At 64.7% G+C, this 25,796-nt stretch carries 28 protein-coding genes; 16 read left to right on the top strand and 12 right to left on the bottom strand.

The window, feature by feature from the left end:
• The first annotated feature begins 18 nt into the window (after positions 1–18).
• Positions 19–798 carry a Bax inhibitor-1/YccA family protein gene (locus EN857_RS18170; protein ID WP_127286705.1) on the top strand — a complete coding sequence of 260 codons (780 nt, stop codon included), beginning with the start codon at positions 19–21 and terminating at the stop codon, positions 796–798.
• Positions 799–903: 105 nt separating this feature from the next.
• Entirely contained in the window at positions 904–1,482 is a 579-nt protein-coding gene (locus EN857_RS18165; protein ID WP_127286706.1) for a GNAT family N-acetyltransferase, read from the top strand.
• Between the two features lie 120 nt (positions 1,483–1,602).
• On the opposite strand, the gene EN857_RS18160 is transcribed toward EN857_RS18165, so the two are convergent.
• Complete coding sequence (locus EN857_RS18160; protein ID WP_126057429.1) at positions 1,603–1,992, bottom strand: DUF2794 domain-containing protein; 390 nt, start codon at positions 1,990–1,992, stop codon at positions 1,603–1,605.
• 582 nt (positions 1,993–2,574) lie between these two features.
• Here EN857_RS18160 and EN857_RS18155 point away from each other — a divergent pair.
• Complete coding sequence (locus tag EN857_RS18155; RefSeq protein WP_127311028.1) at positions 2,575–3,246, top strand: DUF938 domain-containing protein; 672 nt, start codon at positions 2,575–2,577, stop codon at positions 3,244–3,246.
• A 133-nt stretch (positions 3,247–3,379) separates the two neighbouring features.
• On the opposite strand, the gene EN857_RS18150 is transcribed toward EN857_RS18155, so the two are convergent.
• Together EN857_RS18150 and acnA are read right to left on the bottom strand one after the other, a co-directional pair.
• On the bottom strand, positions 3,380–4,168 hold the full coding sequence (locus tag EN857_RS18150) for a thioredoxin family protein (protein WP_127311029.1): 789 nt from the start codon (positions 4,166–4,168) through the stop codon (positions 3,380–3,382).
• 465 nt (positions 4,169–4,633) lie between these two features.
• Positions 4,634–7,324 (bottom strand): aconitate hydratase AcnA, encoded by a 2,691-nt coding sequence (gene acnA / locus EN857_RS18145; protein ID WP_127285881.1) that lies wholly within the window; start codon positions 7,322–7,324, stop codon positions 4,634–4,636.
• A gap of 284 nt (positions 7,325–7,608) precedes the next feature.
• Here acnA and ccmA point away from each other — a divergent pair, with 284 nt between their 5' ends.
• The 4 genes from ccmA (at position 7,609) to EN857_RS18120 (ending at position 9,965) form a co-directional block, all read left to right on the top strand.
• Positions 7,609–8,217, top strand: a complete 609-nt coding sequence (gene ccmA / locus EN857_RS18140; protein WP_127285882.1) for a heme ABC exporter ATP-binding protein CcmA — start codon at positions 7,609–7,611, stop codon at positions 8,215–8,217.
• Between the two features lie 196 nt (positions 8,218–8,413).
• Entirely contained in the window at positions 8,414–9,079 is a 666-nt protein-coding gene (gene ccmB / locus EN857_RS18130) for a heme exporter protein CcmB (RefSeq protein WP_135858955.1), read from the top strand.
• Positions 9,080–9,192: 113 nt separating this feature from the next.
• Positions 9,193–9,384, top strand: coding sequence for a heme exporter protein CcmD (gene ccmD, locus EN857_RS18125; protein WP_127285879.1), 192 nt, complete (start codon positions 9,193–9,195; stop codon positions 9,382–9,384).
• Positions 9,381–9,965, top strand: a complete 585-nt coding sequence (locus tag EN857_RS18120) for a DsbE family thiol:disulfide interchange protein (protein WP_127285878.1) — start codon at positions 9,381–9,383, stop codon at positions 9,963–9,965. The genes ccmD and EN857_RS18120 overlap by 4 nt, the downstream gene beginning before the upstream one ends.
• 161 nt (positions 9,966–10,126) lie before the next feature.
• Here EN857_RS18120 and EN857_RS18115 read toward each other — a convergent pair whose 3' ends face one another.
• Positions 10,127–10,294, bottom strand: a complete 168-nt coding sequence (locus EN857_RS18115; RefSeq protein ID WP_127393095.1) for a hypothetical protein — start codon at positions 10,292–10,294, stop codon at positions 10,127–10,129.
• Positions 10,295–10,565: 271 nt separating this feature from the next.
• Between EN857_RS18115 and EN857_RS18110 the strand changes: the two genes are divergently transcribed.
• Positions 10,566–11,486, top strand: coding sequence for an SMP-30/gluconolactonase/LRE family protein (locus EN857_RS18110; RefSeq protein WP_127393096.1), 921 nt, complete (start codon positions 10,566–10,568; stop codon positions 11,484–11,486).
• Positions 11,487–11,629: 143 nt separating this feature from the next.
• Here EN857_RS18110 and EN857_RS18105 read toward each other — a convergent pair whose 3' ends face one another.
• From EN857_RS18105 to dapF, 6 genes are read right to left on the bottom strand one after another with little or no spacing between them, the layout of a single operon-like run.
• On the bottom strand, positions 11,630–12,166 hold the full coding sequence (locus EN857_RS18105) for an NADPH-dependent FMN reductase (protein WP_127393097.1): 537 nt from the start codon (positions 12,164–12,166) through the stop codon (positions 11,630–11,632).
• A gap of 32 nt (positions 12,167–12,198) precedes the next feature.
• A complete protein-coding gene (locus EN857_RS18100) occupies positions 12,199–12,819 on the bottom strand; it encodes a pyridoxamine 5'-phosphate oxidase family protein (protein WP_127285873.1) in 621 nt (206 codons plus the stop codon).
• Positions 12,820–12,838: 19 nt separating this feature from the next.
• Complete coding sequence (locus tag EN857_RS18095; protein WP_127394137.1) at positions 12,839–13,504, bottom strand: septation protein A; 666 nt, start codon at positions 13,502–13,504, stop codon at positions 12,839–12,841.
• 42 nt (positions 13,505–13,546) lie between these two features.
• Positions 13,547–15,424: a signal recognition particle-docking protein FtsY gene (gene ftsY / locus EN857_RS18090; RefSeq protein WP_135858953.1), complete on the bottom strand. Its 1,878-nt coding sequence runs from the start codon at positions 15,422–15,424 to the stop codon at positions 13,547–13,549.
• A gap of 13 nt (positions 15,425–15,437) precedes the next feature.
• Positions 15,438–16,721: a tRNA (N(6)-L-threonylcarbamoyladenosine(37)-C(2))-methylthiotransferase MtaB gene (gene mtaB, locus EN857_RS18085; protein ID WP_127394176.1), complete on the bottom strand. Its 1,284-nt coding sequence runs from the start codon at positions 16,719–16,721 to the stop codon at positions 15,438–15,440.
• On the bottom strand, positions 16,721–17,605 hold the full coding sequence (dapF, locus tag EN857_RS18080) for a diaminopimelate epimerase (protein ID WP_127394177.1): 885 nt from the start codon (positions 17,603–17,605) through the stop codon (positions 16,721–16,723). The genes mtaB and dapF overlap by 1 nt, the downstream gene beginning before the upstream one ends.
• A gap of 15 nt (positions 17,606–17,620) precedes the next feature.
• Between dapF and EN857_RS18075 the strand changes: the two genes are divergently transcribed.
• Complete coding sequence (locus tag EN857_RS18075; protein ID WP_127282103.1) at positions 17,621–17,830, top strand: hypothetical protein; 210 nt, start codon at positions 17,621–17,623, stop codon at positions 17,828–17,830.
• Here the strand turns inward: EN857_RS18075 and EN857_RS18070 are convergent.
• Together EN857_RS18070 and EN857_RS18065 are read right to left on the bottom strand one after the other, a co-directional pair.
• Complete coding sequence (locus EN857_RS18070) at positions 17,823–17,984, bottom strand: DUF1328 family protein (protein WP_023683859.1); 162 nt, start codon at positions 17,982–17,984, stop codon at positions 17,823–17,825. The genes EN857_RS18075 and EN857_RS18070 overlap by 8 nt on opposite strands.
• Positions 17,985–18,065: 81 nt before the next feature.
• Positions 18,066–19,076 (bottom strand): MBL fold metallo-hydrolase, encoded by a 1,011-nt coding sequence (locus EN857_RS18065; RefSeq protein ID WP_135858951.1) that lies wholly within the window; start codon positions 19,074–19,076, stop codon positions 18,066–18,068.
• A gap of 44 nt (positions 19,077–19,120) precedes the next feature.
• Between EN857_RS18065 and EN857_RS18060 the strand changes: the two genes are divergently transcribed.
• From EN857_RS18060 to sucC, 7 genes are all read left to right on the top strand, one after another.
• A complete protein-coding gene (locus tag EN857_RS18060) occupies positions 19,121–20,086 on the top strand; it encodes a hypothetical protein (RefSeq protein ID WP_127392897.1) in 966 nt (321 codons plus the stop codon).
• Between the two features lie 253 nt (positions 20,087–20,339).
• Positions 20,340–20,660 (top strand): hypothetical protein, encoded by a 321-nt coding sequence (locus tag EN857_RS18050; protein ID WP_135913915.1) that lies wholly within the window; start codon positions 20,340–20,342, stop codon positions 20,658–20,660.
• Positions 20,661–20,702: 42 nt separating this feature from the next.
• A complete protein-coding gene (locus EN857_RS18045; protein WP_127392894.1) occupies positions 20,703–21,146 on the top strand; it encodes a VOC family protein in 444 nt (147 codons plus the stop codon).
• Positions 21,147–21,362: 216 nt separating this feature from the next.
• The gene (locus EN857_RS18040) at positions 21,363–21,902 is read left to right on the top strand and encodes an AprI/Inh family metalloprotease inhibitor (protein WP_127282099.1); all 540 of its coding nucleotides are present in this window, start codon (positions 21,363–21,365) and stop codon (positions 21,900–21,902) included.
• Positions 21,903–22,015: 113 nt separating this feature from the next.
• Positions 22,016–23,215 carry a cell division protein ZapE gene (zapE, locus tag EN857_RS18035; RefSeq protein WP_127392893.1) on the top strand — a complete coding sequence of 400 codons (1,200 nt, stop codon included), beginning with the start codon at positions 22,016–22,018 and terminating at the stop codon, positions 23,213–23,215.
• A gap of 389 nt (positions 23,216–23,604) precedes the next feature.
• Positions 23,605–24,573, top strand: coding sequence for a malate dehydrogenase (gene mdh / locus EN857_RS18030; protein ID WP_126057450.1), 969 nt, complete (start codon positions 23,605–23,607; stop codon positions 24,571–24,573).
• Between the two features lie 29 nt (positions 24,574–24,602).
• Positions 24,603–25,796 carry an ADP-forming succinate--CoA ligase subunit beta gene (sucC, locus tag EN857_RS18025; RefSeq protein ID WP_127392892.1) on the top strand — a complete coding sequence of 398 codons (1,194 nt, stop codon included), beginning with the start codon at positions 24,603–24,605 and terminating at the stop codon, positions 25,794–25,796.

Below are 25,796 nucleotides of genomic sequence, written 5' to 3'. Positions count from 1 at the left end.
AGCAACAGAGGAATTCCAATGGCTGATCCCATTCGCAACTACCAGACGCGCGCCGTGCCCGGCACCCGTGTCGATGCGGACATCGACCAGGGCCTGCGCGCCTACATGATCAAGGTCTACAATCTGATGGGGCTTGGCCTGCTCATCACCGGCCTTGCCGCTATCGGCACGATCATGCTGGCCACCACCACTGACCCGGCCTCGGCGGTCGCTACGCTGCCGAGCGGCGAGATGCTGACCTCCTTCGGCTATGCGATCTTCGGCTCGCCGCTGCGCTGGGTCGTCATCCTCGCCCCGCTGGCGCCGGTGCTGTTCCTGTCGGCCCGCATCCAGTCGATGAGCGTTTCGGCCGCGCAGACCACGTTCTGGGTCTATGCCGGCCTTGTCGGCCTGTCGCTGTCGTCGATCTTCCTGGTCTATACGAGCGCCAGCATCTCGCAGACCTTCTTCGCCACCGCGGCCGCCTTCGGCGCGCTGTCGCTCTACGGCTATACGACCAAGCGCGACCTGACAGCGTTCGGCTCGTTCCTGGTCATGGGCGTGTTCGGCCTGATCATCGCCATGGTGATCAACATCTTCCTGGCCTCGTCGGCGCTGTCCTTCGCCATCTCGGCGATCGGCGTGCTGATCTTTTCCGGCCTCACCGCCTACGACACGCAGAAGATCAAGGAGATGTATTTCGACGGCGACGCCAGCGATGTCGCCGGCCGCAAGGCGACTATGGGCGCCTTGAGGCTCTATCTCGACTTCATCAACCTGTTCATGTTCCTGCTGCAGTTCATGGGCGACCGCCGCTGAACGGCACTGGACTACTGAGTTCACGAGGGGCGGCCCAATGGCCGCCCTTTTCTTTTGCGCCTGCCTTTGCTGTTATGGAGGGCAGGTGAAAGATTTGCATAAATTATGAGCAGCATCACGATCAGAGCCGCCGGCGCCGCGGACCTCGACCGAATCACGGAAATCTACGCCGATGCGGTGACGCACGGCACCGCCAGCTACGAGCTGGAGCCGCCGAGCCGCGCCGAGATGGGCAGCCGATTCGACGGTCTGACGGCGGGCGGCTTCCCCTATCTGGTGGCGGAAAAGGATGGCGCGGTGCTCGGCTATGCCTATGCCGGTCCGTTCCGGCCACGCCCGGCCTATCGCTTCGTCGTCGAGGATTCCGTCTATGTCGCGCCCGAGGCGAAGGGCCAGGGTGTCGGGTGGCTGCTGATGCAAGGGCTGATCGACGCGGCCGAGGCGGCCGGCTTCCGCCAGATCATCGCCGTCATCGGCGACGGCCATGCCGACAGCGCGTCGGTGCGGCTGCACGAGAAGCTCGGCTTCCGCCATTCCGGGCGCCTGGAAGGGTCCGGCTACAAGCACGGACGCTGGCTGGACACGGTCTTCATGCAGCTGTCGCTGAATGGCGGGGCAGGACGTGCGCCGGATTCGGATTCGTGGCCGGAGCGGCGGTTCCGTGATGGACTAAGGGGGAACTGAGGAACTGGAGAATTGGAGAACAAAAGGAAGGCGGCGGTTACACCAGGCGCTGAGTGCCTTCTTCCCTAATTCTTCAATTCGTCAGTTCCCCAGTTCCTCAGTTCCTCTTCGACTCCCAGCTCAAGCCTCGATAACCTTCAGCTTTGGATCGAAGACGCCGAGCACGCGGCCGAGCTCCTGGCCGCGCTTCAGGATGCGGCCGCCGGCGGCGATGACGGAGAAGGCGCCCTGGCGGCGCGCCAGCTTCGGATCCTTGACGATCTGGAACAGCGGAACCTCGCTGGCGCGGCGGAAGACGGAGAAGACGGCGCGGTCGGAGAGATGGTCGATGGCGTAGTCGCGCCATTCATTGGCGGCGACCATGCGTCCGTAGAGCCTGAGGATCTGATCGAGTTCGCGCCGGTCGAAGCGCACCGGCTGGTCGAGGCGCTCGCGTCGGGCCTCATGCAGCGGGATCAATATTGCGGATGCGTCCCCATCCTCCGTCCCACTGCCACCGCGATCGGTCATGCCTAGATCCTTCGAATGAATCTTCGCCTTCAGAAGTTGGCCCGTTCGCCATGGAATTGCAAGAGCCGGCGAAGCATGCCAGCGCAGCGCTGTTTCCGTCACGTCCAGTCACGTTTGTGAACCTCCTGTTGGAATTGGTGATGCTCTGCCACATTTCTGCCATTTTCTAACCGCGCTCATGCCCCAATGTCCGACGAGTTTACCGGCGTTGCCTGAGACGGTTCGGTCCGGCACCGGCTCGTAAACCCCAAGCCCCCCGCCCACGGGTCTGCGTCGGATCGAACCAACCTCGGTTTTCCCTCGGAAAATCGGGTGCGACGATCCCAAAACCTAAATGACCGGCGTCAGAAGCAAGCTGACGCCGGTTTTTTACTGCTTGGCTTTCGTGATCCTTGGGTCTGCGCTGCGTCGCTTCGCTCCTAGTGATGAAGAAGCTGACGCTTGGCACACGACGCGAAGGACCAATTCCAACCATCCTCGGATATTCCTTCGACGAGGCCTTGCAGTCCAAAATCTTCGGGATCCGGTTCCATCATTTCAGCTATAAAGCGGGAAACGTCGGCCCCGGAGGATCTGCGGCCCATGCCCGAGGAGAATGACAACCGCTCGCCTGTTGCTCTTGAACAGCGCGGCATGAGCCCCGACCAGCGCATGTTCTCGCCTTCAGCTGCGCGAAATTTGGCACCGATCCTCGCGGTCCTAAAGCGTGTTCTTCCGACACATGGCGTGGTGCTGGAGATTGGCTGCGGGACCGGGGAGCACGCCGTGTGTTTTGCGGAAGCGATGCCCAACCTCACCTGGCAGCCAAGCGATCCTGATGCCGACGCACGCGCCAGCACCTCTAGCTGGATCAAATTTTCTGGGCTGAATAATGTGCTCGCGCCGCTTGAAATAGATGTGTGCTCGAGATTATGGGGCGTCGAGCAAACGGCGCCGTTTGACGCCATCGTGTCGATCAATATGGTTCATATCGCGCCGTGGGCGGCAAGTTTAGGATTGTTTGCAGGCGCTGGCCGTTTGCTCCGCACTGGTGGGCTTCTTGTTCTCTACGGGCCATTCATGCGCGACGGCACACACAACGCACCATCCAACGCCGCTTTCGACGCATCTCTAAAGGAGCGCAACCCATCTTGGGGTGTGCGTGATATTGCTGATCTTGAACGCGTGGGTGAGGCCTCTCGACTTAGTCTCCGCGAGGCGATCGAGATGCCTGCTAACAATTTGTCGGTTGTCTTCTCCTGCGATAGTGCCTGAACGACAATCGTCCCATTCTATTGGCTATTCATCGTTTCAGTGGAAACGCTGAACCGCTCTATCTCTTTGTTTTGACGCAATTCCGGACGCAAACCGATACGCACTTCCTGGAATGCTCTAGGACGAGGAAGCTCTAAAGCCGGTCGGGCTTGCGGATGAAGGCGGCGCCGAGGATCGGGCCTGGCATGCCGTCCTTGCCGACGGATTGCAGCAGCACCGCGCAGCCGGCCTTCTTGGCGATTTCGGTCATCGGCAATTCGTAGCGCTGCGGCTTGCCGTGCCACATGCCGGCGATCTGGATGTCGGAGACGGCGTTCCAATAGGTCAGGCTGCGGCCGCTGTTCTCGCCCTGGCCGATCTTCACCATCTGCGGCGGATCGAAATAGACGATCACCACATGGGCGTCGTTGGGGCCGTTGCCGGCGTCGCCGGCATCGATCATGACGCGGTCGCTGGTGCGGCTGACCTTGATGCCGACGCGCATGCCTTCGCCGGTCCGGTTGAGGCGCGCCAGCGTGCCGTCGACTTCCTTGCGGCTGGCGCCGTTGACGTGGCTGCGGCCGTTGATGACGGCTTGCGGCGTGTAGACAGAGCGGCTGCCGAAGGCGCGCATGTAGTCGTACTGCCGGTCGGTGTTTTCCTTGCTGCTCAGCGTGTCCTGCCAGCCGAGATAGTCCCAGTAGTTGACGTGATAGGCGAGCGCGACGAGGTCCTCCTTGCTGGCAAGCTCGGCAAAGAACTCGTCGGCCGGCGGACAGGAGCTGCAGCCCTGGCTGGTGAAAAGCTCGACCACGCCGAGCGGCTTGTCGGTTTGCTGTTTATCGGCCCGGGCGCTCTCTGGCTCGCTTGCAAGCACCGTGCCGGCGCTTGCCGACAGGGCCAGCGCAAGAACCGCGAGCCGCAAGGGTTTTGCAAATGCCATGGCCGTTCCGATTCCCGCCGGTGACGCCGGCCTTGTTCTGATTGCTAAAATATGTGGCAGAACCGCCAGTCAACGGGAAGTCACGTTGCGGTGAAATTTTCGGCGTTGCAAGCACGCCCAGGGCCGCAATAGGAAAGACCCCTCCACTTCATGCCGCGGTTCGATTAGGAGGGCGCATCATCGTCATGTGGCAAACTCTCCCGACGCCCGTCGATCTTTATTGCGAGCGGACCGGGCCGGAACTTTGGGCAGAGCCGGCTAATGCTTTGACCAACCTTGCCTTTATTGCCGCTGGATTGTGGGGCGTGCGGGAAGTGCGGAGGGGAATAGGGGAATAGGGGAATAGGGGAATAGGGGAATAGGGGAATAGGGGAATAGGGGAATAGGGGAATAGGGGAATAGGGGAATAGGGGAATAGGGGTGTCTCTTCCCTACTTCCTACTGCCCTACTAACCTACTCCCTTATCAAGCTGCCAGATCGCGCAGCACGTACTGCAAAATGCCGCCGTTCTTGAAGTAGTCGAGCTCGTCCAGCGTATCGATGCGGCAGATGATCGGGATGTTCTTCACCGTGCCGTCGCCGTAGGTGACCTTGGCGGTCATCTTCTGGCGCGGCTTGATGGCGTCCAGGCCGTCGATCTCGACCAGCTCGTCGCCCTTGAGGTTGAGCGAGGCCCATGAGGTGCCGTCCTCGAAGACGAAGGGGATGACGCCCATGCCGACCAGGTTCGAGCGATGGATGCGCTCGAAGGACTGGGCGATGACAGCGCGGACACCCAGGAGATTTGTTCCCTTGGCCGCCCAGTCGCGCGAGGAGCCGTTGCCGTATTCGACGCCGGCGAAGATGACCAGCGGCACGCCTTCCTTCTTGTACTCCATCGCGGCGTCGTAGATCGACATCTCCTCCTTCGAGGGATAGTGGATCGTGTAGCCGCCCTCGCGGCCGTTCTCACCCAGCATGTGGTTGCGGATGCGGATGTTGGCGAAGGTGCCGCGCATCATCACCTCATGGTTGCCGCGCCGCGTGCCGTACTGGTTGAAGTCGGCGACGCCGACGCCATGCTCGGTGAGGTACTTGCCGGCCGGCGAGGCGGCCTTGATCGAGCCCGCCGGCGAGATGTGGTCGGTGGTGATCTTGTCGCCGAAGAGGCCGAGCACGCGCGCGCCCTTGATGTCGCCGATCTTGCCGAAGCCCGATGTCATGCCGGCGAAATAGGGCGGGTTCTGCACATAGGTCGAGCTGTCGTCCCAGGCATAGGTCTGGCCCTCTGGCGCCTTGACCTTCTGCCAGTACTCGTCGCCCTTGAAGACGTCTGCATATTTGCGGGCGAACAACTCGCGCGTGACGTTCTTCTCGATGAACTCCTGGATCTCGGCCGCGCTCGGCCAGATGTCCTTGAGGTAGACGGGGTTGCCGTTCCTGTCCTCGCCAAGCGGCTCGGTGGTCAGGTCCTTGGTCACCGTTCCGGCCAGCGCATGGGCGACGACCAGCGGCGGCGAGGCGAGATAGTTCGCCTGCACGTCCGGCGAGACGCGGCCCTCGAAGTTGCGGTTGCCGGACAAGACCGCGGCGGCGATCAGGCCCTTATCGTTGATGGTCTTGGAGATCGGCGCCGGCAGCGGGCCGGAATTGCCGATGCAGGTGGTGCAGCCGAAGCCGACCAGGTTGAAGCCGATCTGGTCGAGCTCCTTCTGCAGGCCGGATTTTTCCAGGTATTCGGCGACCACCTGGCTGCCTGGCGCCAGCGAGGTCTTCACCCACGGCTTCTGCTTCAGGCCCACGCGGTTGGCGTTGCGGGCGAGCAGCCCGGCGCCGATCAGCACGCTCGGGTTCGAGGTGTTGGTGCACGAGGTGATGGCGGCGATGACGACGTCGCCATGGCCGAGATCGTGGTCGGTGCCTTCGACGGCGTAGCGCTTGGAGATATCGGCGGCCTTCTTATACTCGGTCTCCATCGCCTTGGCGAAGCCGGCCGGAATGCCTTCCAGCGCGACGCGGCCCTCAGGGCGCTTCGGGCCTGCCATCGACGGCACGACGTCGCCGAGGTCGAGCTCGAGCAGGTCGGTGAAGACCGGGTCGGCGGAGCCGGCGTCGCGCCACATGCCCTGCGCCTTCGAATAGGCCTCGACCAGCGCGATGCGGTTCTCGTCGCGGCCGGACATCGTCAGGTAGCGGATGGTCTCGCTGTCGACCGGGAAGAAGCCGCAGGTGGCGCCGTATTCGGGCGCCATGTTGCCGATGGTGGCGCGGTCGGCCAGCGTCATGTTGGAGAGGCCGGGGCCGAAGAACTCGACGAACTTGCCGACGACGCCCTTCTTGCGCAGCATCTGGGTTACGGTGAGCACGAGGTCGGTGGCGGTGACACCTTCCTTGAGCTTGCCGGTGAGGCGGAAGCCGATGACCTCCGGCAAGAGCATGGAGACGGGCTGGCCGAGCATGGCCGCCTCGGCCTCGATGCCGCCGACGCCCCAGCCGAGCACGCCGAGGCCATTGATCATGGTGGTGTGCGAATCGGTGCCGACGCAGGTGTCGGGATAGGCGGTGGTTTCGCCGTCCTCGCTGTTCGTCCACACGACCTGGCCGAGATATTCGAGGTTGACCTGGTGGCAGATGCCGGTGCCGGGCGGCACGACGCGGAAGTTGCGGAACGCCTGCTGGCCCCATTTCAGGAACTTGTAGCGCTCCTCGTTGCGCTCATATTCGAGCTCGACATTGCGGGCGAAGGCCATCGGCGTGCCGAACTCGTCGACGATGACGGAGTGGTCGATGACGAGATCGACCGGCACCAGCGGGTTGATCTTTTCCGGATCGCCGCCGAGCGCCTTGATGCCGTCGCGCATGGCCGCCAGGTCGACCACCGCCGGAACGCCGGTGAAATCCTGCATCAGAACGCGGGCCGGACGGTAGGCGATCTCGACGCCGGCGGTGCCCTTGTCGGTCAGCCAGCCGGCCACCGCCTGGATGCTTTCCTTGGTGACCGAGCGGCCGTCCTCGTTGCGCAGCAGGTTCTCCAGCAGCACCTTCATCGAATAGGGCAGCCGGGCGATGCCGGCGAGGCCGTTCTTCTCGGCCTCGGTGAGGTCGAAATAGACATAGTCAGCGCCACCCGCGGTCAGGGTGCGGCGGCATTTGAAACTGTCCAGGGATTTTGACACGTGCGATCCGTCCTTGTCTGTTCAGCCTGAAAGGGAACGGACGCCGATGGCATGCGATCACGCGCAAAGGTGCGGGTACGGCCATTTCCGCTGTCCGCTCCCAAGCAACCCGAGCCGTTCAAGGCGGCGCGTGCGCTGGTTCGGCGCTAATTCTGTTCCCGAGCCGACCGCTGGCACGGATGAACCGCATATAGAGAATTTCCTGGAATAGTTCTAGACAGTCGAAAGGCAAATTTGTGCGATGCGGCGACGGCCGCGAAACGGCGCTTTCGGAACGGGCAATGATGCGGCTGATCGCCGAAAATCTGGGCGGCGAGCGCGGCGGCGAGACGGTCTTTTCCGGCATCGGCTTTGCGCTCGAGAAGGGCGAGGCGCTGGTCGTCACCGGGCCGAACGGCGCCGGCAAATCGACGCTGCTGAGGGTCATCGCCGGTCTGCTGCGCGCCGCCGAAGGGCGGGTCCAGGTCGAGGCCGGCGGCGAGGCTTTTCCCACGGTCGCTGCGGCGTCACACTATCTCGGCCATCTCAACGCGATGAAGACGGCCTTGAGCGTGGCGGAGAATCTGCGCTTCTGGCGCGACTTCTGCGGCGAGCCGGCGCTCGGCGTCGACGAGGCGCTGGAGACCGTCGGGCTCGGCGGCATCGGCCATCTGCCGTTCGGCTATCTCTCGACCGGCCAGCGGCGGCGGGCATCCATTGCAAAACTCCTGGTCAGCCACCGGCCCATCTGGCTGCTCGACGAGCCGACGGCGGGGCTGGACAAGGCGTCCGAGGAACGGTTCGCGGGGTTGATGCGCGGGCATCTGGAGGAAGGCGGGATCATCGTGGCGGCGACGCATCTGCCGCTGGGGTTGGAGGGGGCGAAGGCGTTGAGGATGGGGGAAGCCAGTTGAGGTTGTCGCTCTGTCACCCCCCTCTCTGCCCTGCCGGGCATCTCCCCCTCAAGGGGGGAGATCGGCAGTTCGCGCGCCCCGCCAGCTTCCTTATGTTGAAAATTGGCGAAAGCCGAAGTGACATCCAATCTCCCCCCTTGAGGGGGAGATGGCCGGCAGGCCAGAGAGGGGGGCCTGGGCGCAGGCATCTCAACCCATGCTAGCCCTCTTCCTGCGCGACATCCGCCTCTCGATCCGCGCCGGCGGCGGGGCGCTGACGGGCGTCATCTTCTTCCTCGCCGTCATCGCCACCATCCCGTTCGGCGTCGGCCCCGATCTCAACCTGCTTGCCCGCATCGGCCCGGCGATCCTGTGGATCGCCGCCCTGCTTGCCTGCCTGCTCGGCCTCGACCGGCTGTTCCAGGCCGACCGCGAGGACGGCTCGCTCGATCTTCTGGTGCTGGGCCACGATCGCCACATGCTGGCGCTGACGGTGCTGGTGAAATGCCTGGCGCATTGGGCGGGAAGCGTGCTGCCGCTGGTGGTCGCCGCACCCTTGCTGGGGCTGTTCATGAACATGGAGGCGGCCGGCATCGGCGCCACGGCGCTCACGCTTCTCGTCGGCACGCCGGCCATCACCTTCATCGGCGCCGCCGGCGCCGCGGTCGCGGTGGCGCTGCCGCGCGGCGGGCTGCTGATCTCTGTGCTGGTGCTGCCGCTCACCATTCCGGTGCTGATCTTCGGCGTTTCGGCCAGCTATGGCGCGGTGGCCGACCCGGCGCCGTTCCTGCAGCCTTTCCTCATTCTTGCCGCGCTGACGCTGTTTCTTGCCGTGCTCGGACCGCTGGCGGCGGCTTTGGCACTGCGCCACGGGACGGACTGAGGCTGCGGCGCGGCGGCCGATTGCGAAGCTGGAACGGCAAGGCTAAGGGAAAGCATGATCGAACAGGGCAACATGGCCGGACCGGAAAGCCGCATCCACGTGGAGCGGCTGCCATGAGCGCGCATGCGCTCTATGTCACGGCCGCCTATGCCATCACGGCGCTGGTGCTGGCCGGGCTGGTCGCATGGATCCTCATCGACCAGCGCGGCCGCAAGCGCGATCTTGCCGAGCTGGAAGCCGCCGGCGTGCGCCGGCGCTCCGACAAGGGCGCCGAGGCCGTCAAGGACAAGGGCGCGAAATCATGAGCGGCGAGAGCACGGAGACCGCAACGCCGGCGCGGTGGCGGCGCCTGTTCGTGCTTTTGCCGCTGCTGGTGTTCCTCGGGCTGGCGGGGCTGTTCCTGTCGCAGCTTCTGTCCGGCCGCGACGTGTCGGAAGTGCCGTCGGCGCTGATCGGCCTGCCGGCGCCGCAGACCAACCTGCCGCCGCTGGAAGGCAGCGCCTTGCCGGGGCTCGATTCGAAGGCCTTCGCCGGCAAGGTCACGCTGGTCAACGTCTTTGCCTCGTGGTGCGCGCCGTGCCGCGACGAGCATCCGGTGCTGCTCGCTCTGTCGAAGGACAAGCGTTTCGTGCTGGCGGCGCTGAACTACAAGGACGAGCCCGCGAACGCCCGCCGATTCCTCGGCGAGGTCGGCAATCCCTACCAGGCGATCGGTGTCGACGAGGCGGGCCGGGCGGCGATCGACTGGGGCGTCTACGGCGTGCCGGAGACCTTCGTCGTCGGCAAGGACGGCAAGATCGCCTACAAGCATGTCGGGCCGATCACGGCCGAATCTGCGGAAACTCTGCTCTTGCCGCAGATCGAGAAGGCGCTGGCGGCGCATTGATATCAGGTGATGGCGGCCTGCGAATCGCGGCTTCCTGCGCGCTTCCGGTGCTCACGTACCTAAGTACGCTCCGCTCCGGTTCTCGGAATCCACCATTCTCGACTCGGCCTGACCTGAATCTCAACGCGCCTGACGGCGCGGAGCTGGTTGGGGCGAAAAACTCAGCCGTAGATCTGCTTGTGGATCTGGTAGAGCATCTCGGAGCGGTCGGCGCGCATGTCGGCCAGATCGCGGCTGGAGAAGCTGTCGATTTCGGCGACGAGGCGGTTGTACTGCTTGCGCTTGGCGATGCTGGTGCGAGCGCGGGAAACAAAGTTGTCGAAGATCATGACGAGGGTCCTTTCGTGCCGCGTTCTGGCGGCGAATTGTTCCTCCCTTGATCGATACGGAGCATGACATAGGAATAGTGCGTTGCAAAAAGAAGATGTTGCAATGCACCATTGCGCTGAACGCATAGCCGGTTAACCGGCCGTTACCGCCGAGCAAACCTGATTGAAGGCTGCCAAGGCCTCAAGAGACGGTGAAGCCGTTATCACCGATCTTGCCATATCGCTCGCCGGCTGGCTTGATCGCGACCGACTGAATGCCGGGAGGAGATGCATGGCGGCCGCCGACTACTACGAAATTCTCGATCCGCGTTTCGCGCGGTTGTTCAACTCCAACGCGCAAGTGGAGAAGCTGTTCACCGGATGCCGCTGGGCGGAAGGCCCGGCCTGGTTCGCCGCCGGCCGTTATCTCGTCTGGTCGGATATCCCGAACAACCGCATGCTGCGCTTTGACGAGACCGACAGCGGCGTCAGCGTGTTCCGCCAGCCGTCGGGAAATTCCAACGGCAACACGGTCGACCGGCAGGGCCGGCTGGTCACCTGCGAGCATTCGGGCCGCCGTGTCAGCCGCACCGAGCATGACGGCTCGATCATCACCATCGCCGACAAATGGCGCGGCAAGCGGCTGAATTCGCCCAACGACGCGGTGGTGAAGTCCGACGGTTCGATCTGGTTCACCGATCCGAGCTACGGCATCGACACCGACTATGAAGGCGACAAGGCCGAGAGCGAGATCGGCGCCTGCAACGTCTACCGGGTCGATCCGGACAGCGGCGAGATCGATGCCGTCATCACCGACATGGTGAGGCCCAACGGGCTTGCCTTCTCGCTCGACGAAAGCAAACTCTATGTCGCCGACACCGGGCGCACCCACGGCGCCAAGAACCCTGCGCATATCCGCGTCTTCAACGTCGGCAAGGGCGGCAAGAAGGTCTCCGGCGAAAAGGTCTTCGCCGACTGCACGGCCGGCCTGTTCGACGGCTTCCGGGTCGACGAGGACGGGCGCATCTGGACGAGCGCCGCCGACGGCGTCCATTGCTACGATCCGGACGGCACATTGATCGGCAAGATCAAGGTGCCGGAGGTCGTCGCCAACTGCGTGTTCGGCGGCAACAAGCGGAACTGCCTTTACATCGCGGGCACGACGTCGCTCTACATGGTGCGGCTGATGGTGAATGGCGCCAAAACGTATTGACGGCTCGCCGGAGAGCGCCCCTCCATGCCGTGACCTTCGACGTCGGTGCAACGGCGCAGAATTCTGTAACCGTTGTAATGCCTTAGCGTAACGGCACGGGTCCTAGGGTCTGCGCTGCGTCGCTTCGCTCCAGGATGACGACCTCATATTCGACCGCGTATAGACGCCGCGAAGCCCTGCACCGCCGCGCGCATCGCCAGCCGGTTCTCGGCCGTCGTCAAGATCGCCTCCATCTCCGGCGGCTTCTTGCCGATCAGGACGATCTCCAGCGCCGTCTCCTCAAAGAGGACGAAAGACATGGTGCGCATGATCTCGCTGAGCGCGGCGCGGGCGTAGAGCGAGCGCGGCGAGGCGTGCACCAGCATGGCCGGCTTGGCGACGGCGGCGTCGCGCGACACCAGCCAGTCGAGCGCGTTCTTCATACCGCCCGGCACGCCATGGGCATATTCCGGACAGGAGACGATGACGCCGTCGGCCGCGGTGACGGCCTCGATCAGCGCTGCCGCTTCCGGTGGCGTGCGCTCGCCCTCGTCGTCCGGGTTGAAGATCGGCAGCCGGCCAAGTCCGTCATAGAGGGTCACGCGGGAGCCGGCCGGCGCGTTTTGAGCCAGCGCCGCGAGCAGCGCCGAATTCGTCGAGGCGGCGCGCAGGCTGCCGGAAATGGCAAAGATGTTGAGCAAGCGGGAACTGTCCGGGCGAATCGTGCCCGAGGCTACCACATGGTCTGCCGGTAATCCTGGTCCAGCTCGCGGTCGATGTCGCCGGCCGCCTCGGCGAGCGCCAGCTGGTCGCGGATGATCTGGCCGAGCGTCGGCAGCGTCGCGCGGTCGTACCAGGTCTCCGGCTTCCACAGATCCGAGCGCATGAAGGCCTTGGCGCAATGCATGTAGGCGGCCTTGACCGACACCACGACGACGCTCTGCGGCTCCTTGCCGTCGACGGCCAGCCGCCCGCGCAGGCCGGCATCGACGGTGATGCGGGCGTCGCCGTTGACGCGCAGCGTCTCGTTCATGCCGGGAATGAGGAACAACAGCCCGACCGAGGGATTGCGGACGATGTTCTCCAGCGTGTCCAGCCGGTTGTTGCCGGGCCGGTCGGGGATGGCGATGGTGTTGTCGTCGAGGATGGCGGCGAAGCCGGGCTTGTCGCCTTTCGGCGTCACGTCGGCATTGCCGGCGCCGTCGGAGGAGCCGATCAGCACGAAGGGGCTCTTGCCGATGAAGGAGCGGCAGTGGCCGTCGAGCGCCTTCAGCTCCTTGCGGATGGGGCCGTCGGTCGGTCGGGGCGTCTTGTAGATCGTCCTCAGCTCGTCGCGCGTGGTGAGGAATTCCATGCCCGTCCCCCTCTCAGTTCTATTTGCCGGCGTTCTCTTCCTTGGCCTTTTCCTCCAGCGAATGGCGCATGATCAGCGGCATCTGGCTGAAGGTGAAGAGAAGCGTGATGGGCATGATGCCCCAGACCTTGAACGTAACCCAGGCATCGGTCGAGAAATTGCGCCAGACGACTTCGTTGACGATGGCCAGGAAGAGGAAGAACAGCCCCCAGCGGAAGGTAAGCTTCCTCCAGCCCTCGGTGTCGAGGCTGAAGGCGGAATCGAAGACGTAGCCAAGCAGCGACTTGCCGAAGAACAGGCCGCCGAGCAGCACGCCGCCGAACAGCGTGTTGACGATAGTCGGCTTCATCTTGATGAAGATGTCGTCCTGCAGATAGAGCGTCAGTGCGCCGAAGACGAAGACCACGACACCCGACACGAGCGGCATGATCGGCAAGGTGCGGGTCAGCAGCCAGGACGCCATCAGCGCGATGGCGGTGGCGGCCATGAACAGGCCCGTGGCGACGAAAATCGGTCCGCCGAGCTCGCCCAGCGCCGGAAATTTCTGCACCAGCCATTCGCCGCGCGCATTGGCGAAGAAGAACACCAGCAGCGGGCCGAGCTCAAGCAGCAGCTTGAGCGCCGGGTTGACGCCTTCCTTCTTCTGTTTCTGCGGGTCGGACGGGTCGCGTTCGAGGATGTTCATGGAAGTCCTTGTTGTCCCGAAAGTCGGCGCTTTTGGGATCGTTCAAGCCACGCCGGCGATCGCCCTGGCGAATTCGCTGGCTGAAAAAGGTTCGAGGTCGTCGACCTGTTCGCCGACGCCGATGAAATAGACCGGCAGCCTGTGCTTGGCCGCGATCGCCACCAGAATACCGCCGCGCGCCGTGCCGTCCAGCTTGGTCATCACCAGGCCGTTGACGCCGGCGACGTTGCGGAAGATCTCGACCTGGTTGAGCGCATTCTGGCCGGTGGTGGCGTCGACCGTCTGCAGCACGGTGTGCGGCGCTTCCGGGTCGAGCTTGCCGAGCACGCGCACGATCTTCTCCAGCTCCGCCATCAGCTCGGCCTTGTTCTGCAGCCGGCCGGCGGTGTCGATGATCAGCACGTCGGAGCCGGCCTCCTTGGCCTTCTCGAAGGCGTCATAGGCGAGGCCGGCGGCATCGGCGCCGAGCTTGGAGGCGATGACCGGCGATTTCGTCCGCTCACCCCAGATCTTGAGCTGCTCGATCGCGGCGGCGCGGAAGGTGTCGCCGGCGGCGAGCATTACCGACAGGCCGCCATCGGTCAGCTTGGCGGCCAGCTTGCCGATGGTCGTGGTCTTGCCGGTGCCGTTGACGCCGACCACCAGGATGACATGCGGCTTGTGGCTGAGGTCGAGCTCCAGCGGCAGCGCGACGGGGGTCAGCACCTTCTCCACCTCGGCCGCCATGACCGAGCGCACCTCCGTGTCGGAGACGTCCTTGCCGTAGCGGCTGGAGGCCAGCGCATCGGTGACGCGGAGCGCGGTTTCCAGGCCGAGATCGGCGCGGATCAGCACGTCCTCCAGGTCCTGCAGCGTGTCCTCGTCCAGCTTGCGCTTGGTGAAGACGCCGGCGATGTTGCCCGAGAGCTCGCGCGAGGAGCGGGCAAGCCCGTCGCGCATGCGCTGGAACCAGGAACGTCTTGCCACCGGCTCCGGCGCCTTCTGCGCCTCGGCCTTCTGCTCGACCTTTTTCGCGACGGTTACCTTGCCGGCGGACGGCGCGGGCCTTGGCTGCGGCGCGGGGACGGCTTCTGGCTCGGGTGCAATCTCGGCAAGGATCCGCTCCGGTTCGACCGGCGCAGGCTGGCGAATAGGAGGAGAGATTTCCGCCGGCGGAGCAGGCTCCAGTGACGCCAAATCCTGTGGAGGTCGGCGCTGCCCCTCACCCTTACCCTCTGCCCGTGAAGGACGGGGAGAGGGGGGCGTCGGCGTTGGCACTTCTTCCTTCTCCCCGTCACTATGCGGGGAGAAGGTGCCGGCAGGCGGATGAGGGGCGGCGCCGACCTCTGAAGATGGCTCGATAGAAGGTGCCTCGGCCGGTGGAATCTCGATCGGCGACGGCGTATCGGCAGGGACTTCGCTGGGCAGGGTCGGCACCTCGATCGGCGACGGCTCAGGCTGCGGTTCCGGACGCGACGGGACAATTTCCGGCTCGGCCGGCGCGGGTGCAGGCACCTCTTGGGGCTGCGGCTCGGGCGCTGGTGCCGGTACCGTCGGCTGTGTTGGGATTTCTTCGGGTACCGGCGGCTCGGGCTGAGGCTCCTCTATGGGTTCAGGCTCCGGCAGCGGTTCCGGCTCAGCCGGAACGGTTGGCTCCGGCACGGGCGGAATGATCGGAGCCGGCTCGGGCTTCGGCTCTTCCGGCGCCGGTTGCGGCGTGGGTGCGGCCTCCACTGCGGGAGGCGGAGCCGGCATCGTGACTTCCGCCTCAGGCTGCGGCTCGTCGCGCTTCAGCAATTCCGGAACAGCCTGCTCGGCCGCCGGTTTCAGCGCGTCCAGCGCATCCCATTTGATCGGCGGCAGCGGGGCGGTCTCGTCGACGCGCTCCTCGACGACTTCCTTCTTGCCGAACGAAAATATCTTCTTGAAGAAACCGGCCATGCTTTGCGTTTTCTCAGGCAGCGCGGGCGGTCAGCGGCGCCGCGATCAGGCGGGTGCCGTCATGGCCGGTGATGATGGCCTCGACGATCTCGCCCGGCATCCCGGCGTCGATGGCGGCCAGCGTGAACCCCTCGGTGCGGCCGAGGCCGTCGCGCTCGACCAGGATCGACTGGCGCGTGCCGGCAAGGGCAGCGAGATGGCGGCGATAGGCGGCCTCGCCGGCGGCGCGCAGCCTGGCGGCGCGCTGCTTGACCACCTCGCGGCGGACCTGCGGCATGCGCGCGGCGGGCGTGCCTTCGCGTGGGCTGAACGGGAAGACGTGGAGATGCGTCAATCCGCATTCCTCGACTATTCTTTCCGAATTCTCGAACATCGCCTCGGTCTCGGTCGGGAAGCCGGCGATGATGTCGGCGCCAAAGACGATGCCGGGGCGCAGCTTGCGCACGTCCTCGCAGAAGCGGATCGACTGGTCGCGCAGATGGCGGCGCTTCATGCGCTTCAGGATCATGTCGTCGCCCGACTGCAGCGACAGATGCAGATGCGGCATCAGCCGGGGCTCGGTGGCGATGGCATCCAGCAGGTCGTCGTCGGCCTCGATGGAATCGATCGAGGACAGCCTGAGCCGCGTCACCTCTGGCACCTGGCGCAGGATCGTCTTCACCAGCTTCCCAAGCTTCGGGGCGCCCGGCAGGTCGGCGCCAAAGCTGGTCATGTCGACGCCGGTCAGCACGACCTCGGCATAGCCATTGCCGGCCAGCCGCTTGACCTGCTCGACCACGGCGCCCATCGGCACCGAGCGCGAATTGCCGCGGCCGTAAGGGATGATGCAGAAGGTGCAGCGGTGGTCGCAGCCGTTCTGCACCTGGACGAAGGCGCGCGCCCGGCCCTCGATCGCATCGACCATGTGGCCGGCCGTCTCGCGCACCGAGAAGATGTCGTTGACGCGCGCCTTCTCAGTGTCGTTGACGCCGAAATCGGGCAGCGCGCGATAGGAGTTCGCCTTCAGCTTCTCCTCATTGCCGAGCACGAGGTCGACCTCGCCCATGGCGGCGAAGTTCTGCGGCTCGGTCTGCGCCGCGCAACCGGTGACGATGATGCGGGCGTGCGGGTTCTCGCGGCGGGCCTTGCGGATCGATTGCTTGGCCTGGCGCACCGCTTCCGCGGTGACGGCGCAGGTGTTGAAGATGACGGCGCCGCCCTTCAGCGCGCCGAGGCCGGCGCTTTCCGCCTCCTTGCGCATCACCTCGGATTCATAGGTGTTCAAGCGACAGCCGAAGGTGACGACGTCTATTGCCATCAGGCCGCGCTTTCGGTGTCGCGGGCCCAGGTGCCGGTCGAGGGGTCGAAGCTGCCGGAGAATTCCCATTCGGCGGCACCGGTCAGGATGACGTGGTCGTCGTCGCGCCATTCGACATGCAGCGAGCCGCCGCCGGGCGTCATCAGCGAGACGCTGCGGCCGGTGCGCTTGGTGCGGGCGGCCGCCACCACGGCGGCGCAGGCCGCCGAGCCGCAGGCCTTGGTCAGGCCGGCGCCGCGTTCCCAGGTACGGATGACCATGGTTTCGGGCGAGGTGACCTGAGCGATGGTGATGTTGGCGCGCTCGGGGAAGATCGGATGGTTTTCCAAAAGCGGGCCGAAGCGGTCGAGCTCATAGGACCAGACGTCGCGGTCGACCCAGAAGATGGCGTGCGGGTTGCCCATCGAGACTGCCGAGGGCGAATGCAGCACCGGCGCGTCGATCGGGCCGATCTGCAGCTCGATCATGCGGGTGTCGCGGAACTCCTCGGCAAGCGGGATCTCCTGCCAGCCGAAGCGCGGCGTGCCCATGTCGACCGAGATCGTGCCGTCGGCATGTTCCACGGCGTTGAGGATGCCGGCGCGGGTCTCGAAGGTGAAAGCCTTCAGGCCGGTCTCGGCGGCCAGCGCCTGCACCACGCAGCGTGTGCCGTTGCCGCAGGCCTGCGCGCCGGAACCGTCGGAATTGAGGATGTCGATATAGTAGGCGGTGCCGGGCGTCCTGGCGTCATGGATCGCCATGATCTGGTCGAACTTGGTCGCGGCGTCGCCATTGAGCGCGATCGCCGCCGCCGCCGTCACCCGATCGGCACGGCCGCGCATATCGGCAACGATGATCTCGTTGCCGATGCCGTTCATCTTGGCGAAGGGGGCGGTGCCTGCCATCTAGCCGGTCATTCCATGTCCGTTTGGCGCTATATGGCGGAAACGGGCGGGAATTACCAGTGCGGCGCGGTTGAAGCGGCGGCGAAGACGTCGCGCCTTGGCGACGACGAAGACGCCGCCGCTGATTACGGCAAAGATGCCGAACCGGCCACGACGAAGAGGTCGGGCCTAGCCCACGACGAAGACGACGCGGCTGGTTACGGCAAAGATGCCGAACCTAAGTAACCGCGAAGACGCCGAGCACGATCAGCAGGAAGATGACGAGGACGATGCCGATCAGGACGCGCGCGCCGGTGGCGGCCGCACCTGCCAATGCCGGCATGCCGAGCAGGCTCGCTGCGGCGGCGACAATAAGAAGGATGATGATCCACTTGATCATGGGAAGGCTCCCAGCCGAATTGCGTTGTGGGATCAACGCCTCTTGTCGGCTTGGGTTCCTGTGGTCGGCTCAGGTTCCGGGCTAGGCGGCCGGCACATCCCACACCTCGCCCGGCCGCAAGGCGCGGAAACGCTCGCGCGGCAGGCGCTCGGCGTCGAGCGCCTCGGCCAATTTGCGGGCAGGCTCGTCGATCGGTTCATTGGTGAGTTGAAAAGTGCCCCAGTGGCAGCCGGCGGCGTGGGCTGCGTTGCAGAGCTTCATGCCTTGCACCGCCTCCTCCGGATTCTGGTGCTGCGGCTCCATGAACCAGCGCGGCTCATAGGCGCCGATCGGCAGGATGGCGAGGCGGAAACCGCCATGCTTCTCCGCCATCAGCCGGTAGTTGGCGCCGCCATGGAAGCCGGTATCGCCGGCGAAATAGATTTTTGCGCTTGGCGTCTCGACCACGAACCCCGCCCAGAGGGCCATGCGCCGGTCGCGGGTGCCGCGGGCCGACCAGTGGTGCACCGGTTCGACATGGACGGCGGCATCCTTGCCGAGGTCGATCCTGTCGCCCCAGTCATGCGCGCTGAGCCGCATGCCGGGCACGGCGGCGTCGATAATGGCGTCGTTGCCGAGCGGCGTGATCACCAGCGGGTCGTGCGTTGCCTTCAGCCGCTTCAGCGTGGCGAGATCGAGATGGTCGTAATGGTTATGGCTGACCAGAACGAGGTCGATCGGCGGCAGCTGCGAAAAGGCGATGCCCGGCGCGTTGACCCGTTTCGGCCCGGCGAAGGAAAGCGGCGAGACGCGCTGCGACCAGACCGGATCAGTAAGGATGTTCAGCCCCGCCGTCTGGATGAGCAGCGAGGAATGGCCGACCATGGTGAGCCGCAGCGCGCCGCTGTCGACGCGCTCGTCCGGCCTCGCCTGATGGAACGGGCTCGGATTGGCCGCCGGCCATTTCGCGCGCTCGCCGCCCAACTGCCATTTCAGGAGATCAGCGAAGCGGCCGGGCGGCTTGCCGTCGGGGTTGAAGAACAGGGTGCCGTCGAAATGGTCGCTTGGCGGGCCGCTGTAATAGCGGTTGGCGGCTCTCTTTCTTGCGGCCAAGGTTGCGGCTCCGGCATGTTTCTTCCTCTTGCAAGATAGGATCGATGCCATCTGGCGCAAGCATTTGGGGACGGGTGCATGCCCTGGCCAAAGGCCGCGCGCTGGCGCCGGCGATGATTTCCGGTATACGATCGCTCGGCGGAATGGAGGGGGCCACCATGCGTCGGCAGGCAGTTCTTGCAGTCGTGGCGGCGATCATGGGGATCGCGCCGATAGCGCCGGCTGCCGGCGCACAGGCGCAGCCCGGCGCTTGCGCTCACACGCCAGCCATCCTGGACGCGGGCGATTTCCTGCTCGCCGAACCGGCAACGTTCCCGAATTTCTGGCGCGATCGTTTTGGCGATGACGCGGCCTATCTGAAGATACGCTATGGCGGCCTTGCCTACGCCGAGGGCTCGGCGCTTCTGGCGGGTTTGGAAAAACGCAGTCACCCGCCGCTGCGCATTGTCGAACTCAGGCTTGCCTATGCAACAACGCCGGATCGGGCGGCGATGATTGCCGGTATGCAACCGCTGCCCAAGGCACAGTCCATTGTGCCACAGCTTGGCCAATCTGCCTGGCGCGCGCTGGTCACCGAAGATGGCGGCGACTGGCTGCTGGGCGAACTGGCGCGCTGGCAGGCATCCGATGCCAACAACGCATCGGTCGGCGCGGCGGGGATTGCGCAGGCACTGGCCGACCTTGATGACGAGGCGAAGTCGCGTTTTGCCAAGAGAGCGGAAGATGCAGGAATTTGGCGGCTGGCCCTCGATGTGCGGGCGTTCGAGGACAATCTTGCTGACTTCGTGCCCTCGATCGCCTTCCGGCCACGGTGCTTCCCAAAAAGGACGACCGCGCGCAGTTCATACGCAATGCGCTCCACGCGGCCGATCTTCGTCCTTCCTTCGATATTTCCAAACAGCCGGCGGAAGTCCAGGCGATCGACCGCAAGAATGATTTGGGCGCCGTTCTGCGGACGGTCGGGCGGCTTGTTGCCTATGCTCCGCAAACGGCGATTCTGCTGCAGGTGATAAATTACAGCGGCGACCTGCGCGTCGGCACAATGGTGGCCGAAGGCCTTAACGCGCGGATCGCGGCAAAACAGCTCGACCCGATCAACAATCCCGATGCCGTCACGGCGGCCATGCTCGATGGGCTCGACTATGTTCTCGGTCGCAAAGACCGGGAGAGTATCCTCGCTGGCTTTGGCATCTCCGATGTGCAGGGCGAAATGGCCGAGTCTTTCGTCGAAAGGCATTGGCGCGGTTTGCTTTGGCGCCTTTCATGCAAGGCGATGAGACCGAAGCGCCCCCTCGCCCGAAACAGCTGGCGGCGGCCTTCCCCTGGGAGCAGTGGGTCGGATTGGCCGGCAAGCTGAAGGCCGGCGAAACCATTTCACCAGACGATCGCATCGTCGCCGCAGATCTGATGATCGCGGCCGATCGCCCCGCAGACGCGGTGGGGTTTCTGAAGACAGCCGGCGACTGGAAGACGGCAGTGCGGAGAGCTCATCAGCTGGCGCTCGACCTGGACCGCCGCTGCGCCGACTTGCTGCGGCCCCCGGTGGCGCTCGCGCAACCGCTCTACCGGTTCGAGCCGCGCTGAGACCGTTCCAGCGACATCCCTGTAATTTCCGAGGGCAGCACGATGGCAATGAAGCGGACCAAGACACCGTGGATGAAGGCCGAGGATTTCGGCCGCTCGCTGCCGCGCGGGCTGGGCGTCAATCTTCTGGTCACCGACATGGCGGCGATGGAGGCCTTCTGCCGCGACGTGCTTGGCGCCCGCATCATCTATGCCGACGAGGATTTCGCCGCGATCGAGCTCTTGGGCTCGATATTCATGCTGCATGCCGACCATTCCTATCTCGACAATGAGATGAGCGGCGTCATCGCCGGCGCCGAGACGCGCGGGGCGGGCATCGAGCTGCGCCTCTATGGCGCCGATCCGGATGCGATCGAGGCGCGGGCGCGCGATCTCGGCCACATCGTGCTCGCCGGCACGATCGACAAGCCGCATGGCCTGCGCGAATGCTATGTCGTCGGTCCGGACGGCTATCTCTTCGTGCCGAGCGCGGCGCTTTCCGCATAGGGATGCGTCGGGCTTTGCCGAGCACGATGGGCTTCTTCGGGGCGCGCCACAACTAGGCCTTCGAGGGTCACACGCCTGTTGCGGTAAAATTGCAACAATTGCTCCGAAAACCCTATTTTAACCATATCGGGTTGAAATTCTGCCACCTTCTCCATCTTGGTGGAGGGAGAGATTGCGCGGACGGCGTCCCCCCAGCCGGATCCGACGGAGGTAGGAATGACTTTTTCGAAGACCGGTCTGGTGGCCGTATCGCTGGCCGCGCTGATTGCAAGCGGCTGCTCGACATCGCGATTCTCGTCGATGGATGACCAGCAGCCGGCGCCGCTGACTCCCGCGCCCGCCGGCACGGTGACCGGAAACCAGCTGCCGCCGCCGGCGGCTCCCGGCACCGCCGACGGCTCGCAGTTCCCAACCGCGCCGGCGAACAGCCAGGTCGCCTCGCTGCCGCCGGATGGAAGCGCGCCCGCAGGGGCGCCGGACCTGACCGCGGCCAGTGTCGCCGGTGTCTGGAACGCCAGCGTTTCCGGCCAGAGCTGCAAGGTGGCGACGCCGCAGACCAAGTTCGGCGCCGGCTACCGTGCCGGCCCGTTGCATTGCCCGGCGCCGATCGACGGCATCAAGTCCTGGAATGTCGCCGGCAAGCAGCTGACCCTCTATGACGAGAATGGCGGCACGCTGGCCAAGCTCTATTCCTCGGGCGGCGAGAAATTCGACGGCCAGACCTCCACCGGCCTGCCGATCTCGCTTACAAGGTAGGGCGAAACCGCCGCCCTTGAGGCGGTTCAGCGTTCGAAAGAGTCGCCTAACCGCTCCAATTGCGCGCGGAAAGCCGCTACTTTTCCTGGATGTGCTCAACAACGACGTGACCGATGCACCTGCGTGACGGCCTCCAGACCCATGCGACCGTCAGGCAGCGCTACGACCATCTGGTCGAGACGGGCGCCATCGCGCGCGATCCGGCGCAGGAGCGCATCGCCGCCGCGCTCGATCGGCTGACTGACGAGATCTCTGCAAAAAGACTGGCTCAGAAATCGAGCGCGCTGGGCTGGCTGTTCGCCCGCAAGCAGCCGCCGGCGGCGGTCAGGGGCCTTTACATCCATGGCGGCGTCGGCCGCGGCAAGACCATGCTGATGGACATGTTCTTCGAGCTGTTGCCGGTCAGGCGCAAGCGCCGCGTCCATTTCAACGACTTCATGGCCGATGTGCAGGACCGCATCCAGAAGCACCGGCAGGCGCGCAAGAACGGCGACGTCAAGGAGGACGACCCGATCCCGCCGGTGGCGCGCGCGCTGGCCGAGCAGGCCTGGGTGTTGTGCTTCGACGAGTTCTCCGTCACCGACATCGCCGATGCGATGATCCTGTCCAGGCTGTTCTCGGCGCTGTTTGCCAACGGCGTCGTGCTGGTCGCCACCTCCAATGTCGCGCCCGAGAACCTCTACCGCGACGGGCTGAACCGGCAGCTCTTCCTGCCCTTCATCGGCCTCTTGGAGCGCAACGCCGAGGTGATGACGCTGGACAGCGACAAGGACTATCGCCTCGAGAAGCTCAGCCGCATGGCGGTCTACGTCTCGCCGGCTGATGCGGCCGCCGACGCCGCCCTCGACGAGGCCTGGCAAGCAATGACGCACGGCAAGCCGACGGCCGAGACGGCGCTGACGGTGAAGGGCCGGCAGGTCGCGGTGCCGCGCGCGGCCGGCGACGCTGCGCGCTTTTCCTTCGCCGACCTTTGCGAAAAGCCGCTCGGCGCGCGCGATTTCCTGGCCATCGCCGGCCGCTTCTCGACCATTTTCATCGACCATGTGCCGGTGCTCGGCGAAGGCAGGCGTAACGAGGCCAAGCGCTTCATCCTGTTGATCGACACGCTCTACGATCATCACATCAGGCTGGTGGTGAGCGCCGATGCTCCGCCGACCGGGCTCTACACGGCCAAGCGCGGCAACGAGGTGTTCGAGTTCGAACGTACCGCCTCGCGCCTTATCGAGATGCAGGGCCACGAATGGCTGGAGGACTGGGCGGAAAGGCGGAAGGTGGAGACGGTGGCGCCGGAGGCACAGCAGGCGCGGGCTTGAAGAATCGCAACGGCTGCGACTTCGGCCAATCTCTGAAGCTCGCATCACCTTAATTGCGAGCGCCTTCGTTAGCCCATGCGGCTGTCCGCTCGCCACGGGCCTCGCCATCACAAGGGCGTCATCGCCGGCTGCCAGCCTTCAGATTTCCACCTTCATTGTATAAATTCTCCCAAGTCGGCTTAAGAATTTTGACGTTTACGTAAAACCCAAATTATCTAACCGATTGAAAATGCTCGCTCCAAAATAATCGTTTGAATTTTCCATCCACCGGAGCTATTGGGTGCGGCGAAATCTCACGGGTTCCCGGCAGCATTCGGCCTCCTTCCTCGACGCCGTCAGCAAGTCGCAAAGATTTGGCGCCGTCACAGACAAAGGGAAAAAATCCTCACATGGCACGCAACAAGATAGCGCTTATCGGCTCGGGCATGATCGGCGGCACCCTCGCCCATATGATCGGCCTCAAGGACCTCGGCGACGTGGTTCTGTTCGATATCGCCGAGGGCATTCCGCAGGGCAAGGGGCTGGATATCGCGCAGTCGTCGCCGGTCGACGGCTTCGACGCCAGGCTGACCGGCGTCAACGACTATGCCGGCATCGAGGGCGCCGACGTCTGCATCGTCACCGCCGGCGTGCCGCGCAAGCCGGGCATGAGCCGCGACGACCTGCTCGGCATCAACCTCAAGGTCATGGAGCAGGTCGGCGCCGGACTGAAGAAGTATGCGCCGAAGGCCTTCGTCATCTGCATCACCAACCCGCTCGACGCCATGGTATGGGCGCTGCAGAAGTTCTCCGGCCTGCCCAAGACCCATGTCGTCGGCATGGCCGGCGTGCTCGACAGCGCGCGCTTCCGCTATTTCCTGGCCGAAGAGTTCAAGGTCTCGGTCGAGGACGTCACCGCCTTCGTGCTCGGCGGCCATGGCGATAGCATGGTGCCGATGATCCGCTATTCGACGGTCTCCGGCATTCCGCTGCCCGACCTCGTCAAGATGGGCTGGACCTCGAAGGAAAAGCTCGACCAGATCGTGCAGCGCACCCGCGATGGCGGCGCCGAGATCGTCGGGCTGCTCAAGACCGGCTCGGCCTATTACGCGCCGGCGGCTTCGGCGATCGCGATGGCCGAATCCTTCCTCAAGGACAAGAAGCGCGTGCTGCCTTGCGCGGCCCATCTTTCCGGCCAGTACGGGGTGAAGAACACCTATGTCGGCGTTCCCGTTGTGATCGGCGCCGGCGGTGTCGAGCGCGTCATCGAGATCGACCTCAACAAGAGCGAGCAGAAGATGTTCGACAGTTCGGTGGCGACGGTGCAGGGCCTGACCGAGGCCTGCGTCAAGATCGCGCCGCACCTCGCCTCGAAGTGATCCGCCAGCAGTTGATCCGGAGATAAGCCATGAACATCCATGAATATCAGGGCAAGGCACTGCTGAAGTCGTTCGGCGCGCCGGTGGCGGATGGCGTGCCGGTGCTGAAGGCCGGCGATGCCGAAGCCGCCGCTAAGGCGCTGCCCGGCCCGCTGTATGTGGTGAAGAGCCAGATCCATGCCGGCGGCCGCGGCAAGGGCAAGTTCAAGGAGCTTTCCTCCGACGCCAAGGGCGGCGTGCGGCTGGCGAAGTCGGTGGCCGAAGTGGTCGCCAACGCCAACGAGATGCTCGGCCACACGCTGGTCACCAAGCAGACCGGCCCTGCCGGCAAGCAGGTCAACCGCCTCTATATCGAGGACGGCGCCGACATCGACCGCGAGCTCTATCTGTCGATCCTGGTCGACCGTTCGGTCGGCCGCATCGCCTTCGTCGTCTCGACCGAGGGCGGCATGGACATCGAGGCGGTGGCGCATGACACGCCGGAAAAGATCATCACCGTCGCCATCGACCCGGAAAAGGGCGTGACGGCGGATGATCTCAAGACGCTCAACGGCGCGCTGAAGCTCGACGGCGACGCCGCCAAGGACGGCGGCACGCTGTTCCCGATCCTCTACAAGGCCTTTGTCGAGAAAGACATGAGCCTGCTCGAGGTCAACCCGCTGATCGTGATGAAGAACGGCCGGCTGCGCGTGCTCGACGCAAAAGTCTCGTTCGACAACAACGCGCTGTTCCGCCACCCCGACGTGATGGAGCTGCGCGACACGACCGAAGAGGACGAGAAGGAAATCGAGGCGTCGAAATACGACCTCGCCTATGTCGCGCTCGACGGCAATATCGGCTGCATGGTCAACGGCGCAGGCCTCGCCATGGCGACGATGGACATCATCAAGCTCTACGGCGCCGAACCGGCCAACTTCCTCGATGTCGGCGGCGGCGCTTCGAAAGAGAAGGTGACGGCGGCGTTCAAGATCATCACCAAGGATCCGGCGGTCGAAGGCATTTTGATCAATATCTTCGGCGGCATCATGAAATGCGACGTGATCGCCGAAGGCGTGATCGCCGCGGTCAAGGAAGTCGGGCTGAAGGTGCCGCTGGTGGTGCGGCTGGAAGGCACCAATGCCGAACTGGGCAAGAAGATCATCAATGACAGCGGCCTGAACGTCGTCTCGGCCGACGACCTCGACGACGCGGCCAAGAAGATCGTCAAGGCGGTGAAGGGCTGA

The organism is Mesorhizobium sp. M4B.F.Ca.ET.214.01.1.1 (genome assembly GCF_004791545.1).
Lineage (GTDB): Bacteria > Pseudomonadota > Alphaproteobacteria > Rhizobiales > Rhizobiaceae > Mesorhizobium > Mesorhizobium abyssinicae.
This window is presented reverse-complemented; position numbering and strand designations above follow the sequence as displayed.

Coding starts and splice junctions, on each gene's coding strand:
- EN857_RS18170 (WP_127286705.1), top strand. CDS start 19: ATGGCTGATCCCATTCGCAACTACCAGACGCGCGCCGTGCCCGGCACC.
- EN857_RS18165 (WP_127286706.1), top strand. CDS start 904: ATGAGCAGCATCACGATCAGAGCCGCCGGCGCCGCGGACCTCGACCGA.
- EN857_RS18160 (WP_126057429.1), bottom strand. CDS start 1,992: ATGACCGATCGCGGTGGCAGTGGGACGGAGGATGGGGACGCATCCGCA.
- EN857_RS18155 (WP_127311028.1), top strand. CDS start 2,575: ATGCCCGAGGAGAATGACAACCGCTCGCCTGTTGCTCTTGAACAGCGC.
- EN857_RS18150 (WP_127311029.1), bottom strand. CDS start 4,168: ATGGCATTTGCAAAACCCTTGCGGCTCGCGGTTCTTGCGCTGGCCCTG.
- ccmA (WP_127285882.1), top strand. CDS start 7,609: ATGCGGCTGATCGCCGAAAATCTGGGCGGCGAGCGCGGCGGCGAGACG.
- ccmB (WP_135858955.1), top strand. CDS start 8,414: ATGCTAGCCCTCTTCCTGCGCGACATCCGCCTCTCGATCCGCGCCGGC.
- ccmD (WP_127285879.1), top strand. CDS start 9,193: ATGAGCGCGCATGCGCTCTATGTCACGGCCGCCTATGCCATCACGGCG.
- EN857_RS18120 (WP_127285878.1), top strand. CDS start 9,381: ATGAGCGGCGAGAGCACGGAGACCGCAACGCCGGCGCGGTGGCGGCGC.
- EN857_RS18115 (WP_127393095.1), bottom strand. CDS start 10,294: ATGATCTTCGACAACTTTGTTTCCCGCGCTCGCACCAGCATCGCCAAG.
- EN857_RS18110 (WP_127393096.1), top strand. CDS start 10,566: ATGGCGGCCGCCGACTACTACGAAATTCTCGATCCGCGTTTCGCGCGG.
- EN857_RS18100 (WP_127285873.1), bottom strand. CDS start 12,819: ATGGAATTCCTCACCACGCGCGACGAGCTGAGGACGATCTACAAGACG.
- EN857_RS18095 (WP_127394137.1), bottom strand. CDS start 13,504: ATGAACATCCTCGAACGCGACCCGTCCGACCCGCAGAAACAGAAGAAG.
- ftsY (WP_135858953.1), bottom strand. CDS start 15,424: ATGGCCGGTTTCTTCAAGAAGATATTTTCGTTCGGCAAGAAGGAAGTC.
- mtaB (WP_127394176.1), bottom strand. CDS start 16,721: ATGGCAATAGACGTCGTCACCTTCGGCTGTCGCTTGAACACCTATGAA.
- dapF (WP_127394177.1), bottom strand. CDS start 17,605: ATGGCAGGCACCGCCCCCTTCGCCAAGATGAACGGCATCGGCAACGAG.
- EN857_RS18075 (WP_127282103.1), top strand. CDS start 17,621: ATGTCCGTTTGGCGCTATATGGCGGAAACGGGCGGGAATTACCAGTGC.
- EN857_RS18070 (WP_023683859.1), bottom strand. CDS start 17,984: ATGATCAAGTGGATCATCATCCTTCTTATTGTCGCCGCCGCAGCGAGC.
- EN857_RS18060 (WP_127392897.1), top strand. CDS start 19,121: ATGCCATCTGGCGCAAGCATTTGGGGACGGGTGCATGCCCTGGCCAAA.
- EN857_RS18050 (WP_135913915.1), top strand. CDS start 20,340: ATGCAAGGCGATGAGACCGAAGCGCCCCCTCGCCCGAAACAGCTGGCG.
- EN857_RS18045 (WP_127392894.1), top strand. CDS start 20,703: ATGGCAATGAAGCGGACCAAGACACCGTGGATGAAGGCCGAGGATTTC.
- EN857_RS18040 (WP_127282099.1), top strand. CDS start 21,363: ATGACTTTTTCGAAGACCGGTCTGGTGGCCGTATCGCTGGCCGCGCTG.
- zapE (WP_127392893.1), top strand. CDS start 22,016: ATGCACCTGCGTGACGGCCTCCAGACCCATGCGACCGTCAGGCAGCGC.
- mdh (WP_126057450.1), top strand. CDS start 23,605: ATGGCACGCAACAAGATAGCGCTTATCGGCTCGGGCATGATCGGCGGC.
- sucC (WP_127392892.1), top strand. CDS start 24,603: ATGAACATCCATGAATATCAGGGCAAGGCACTGCTGAAGTCGTTCGGC.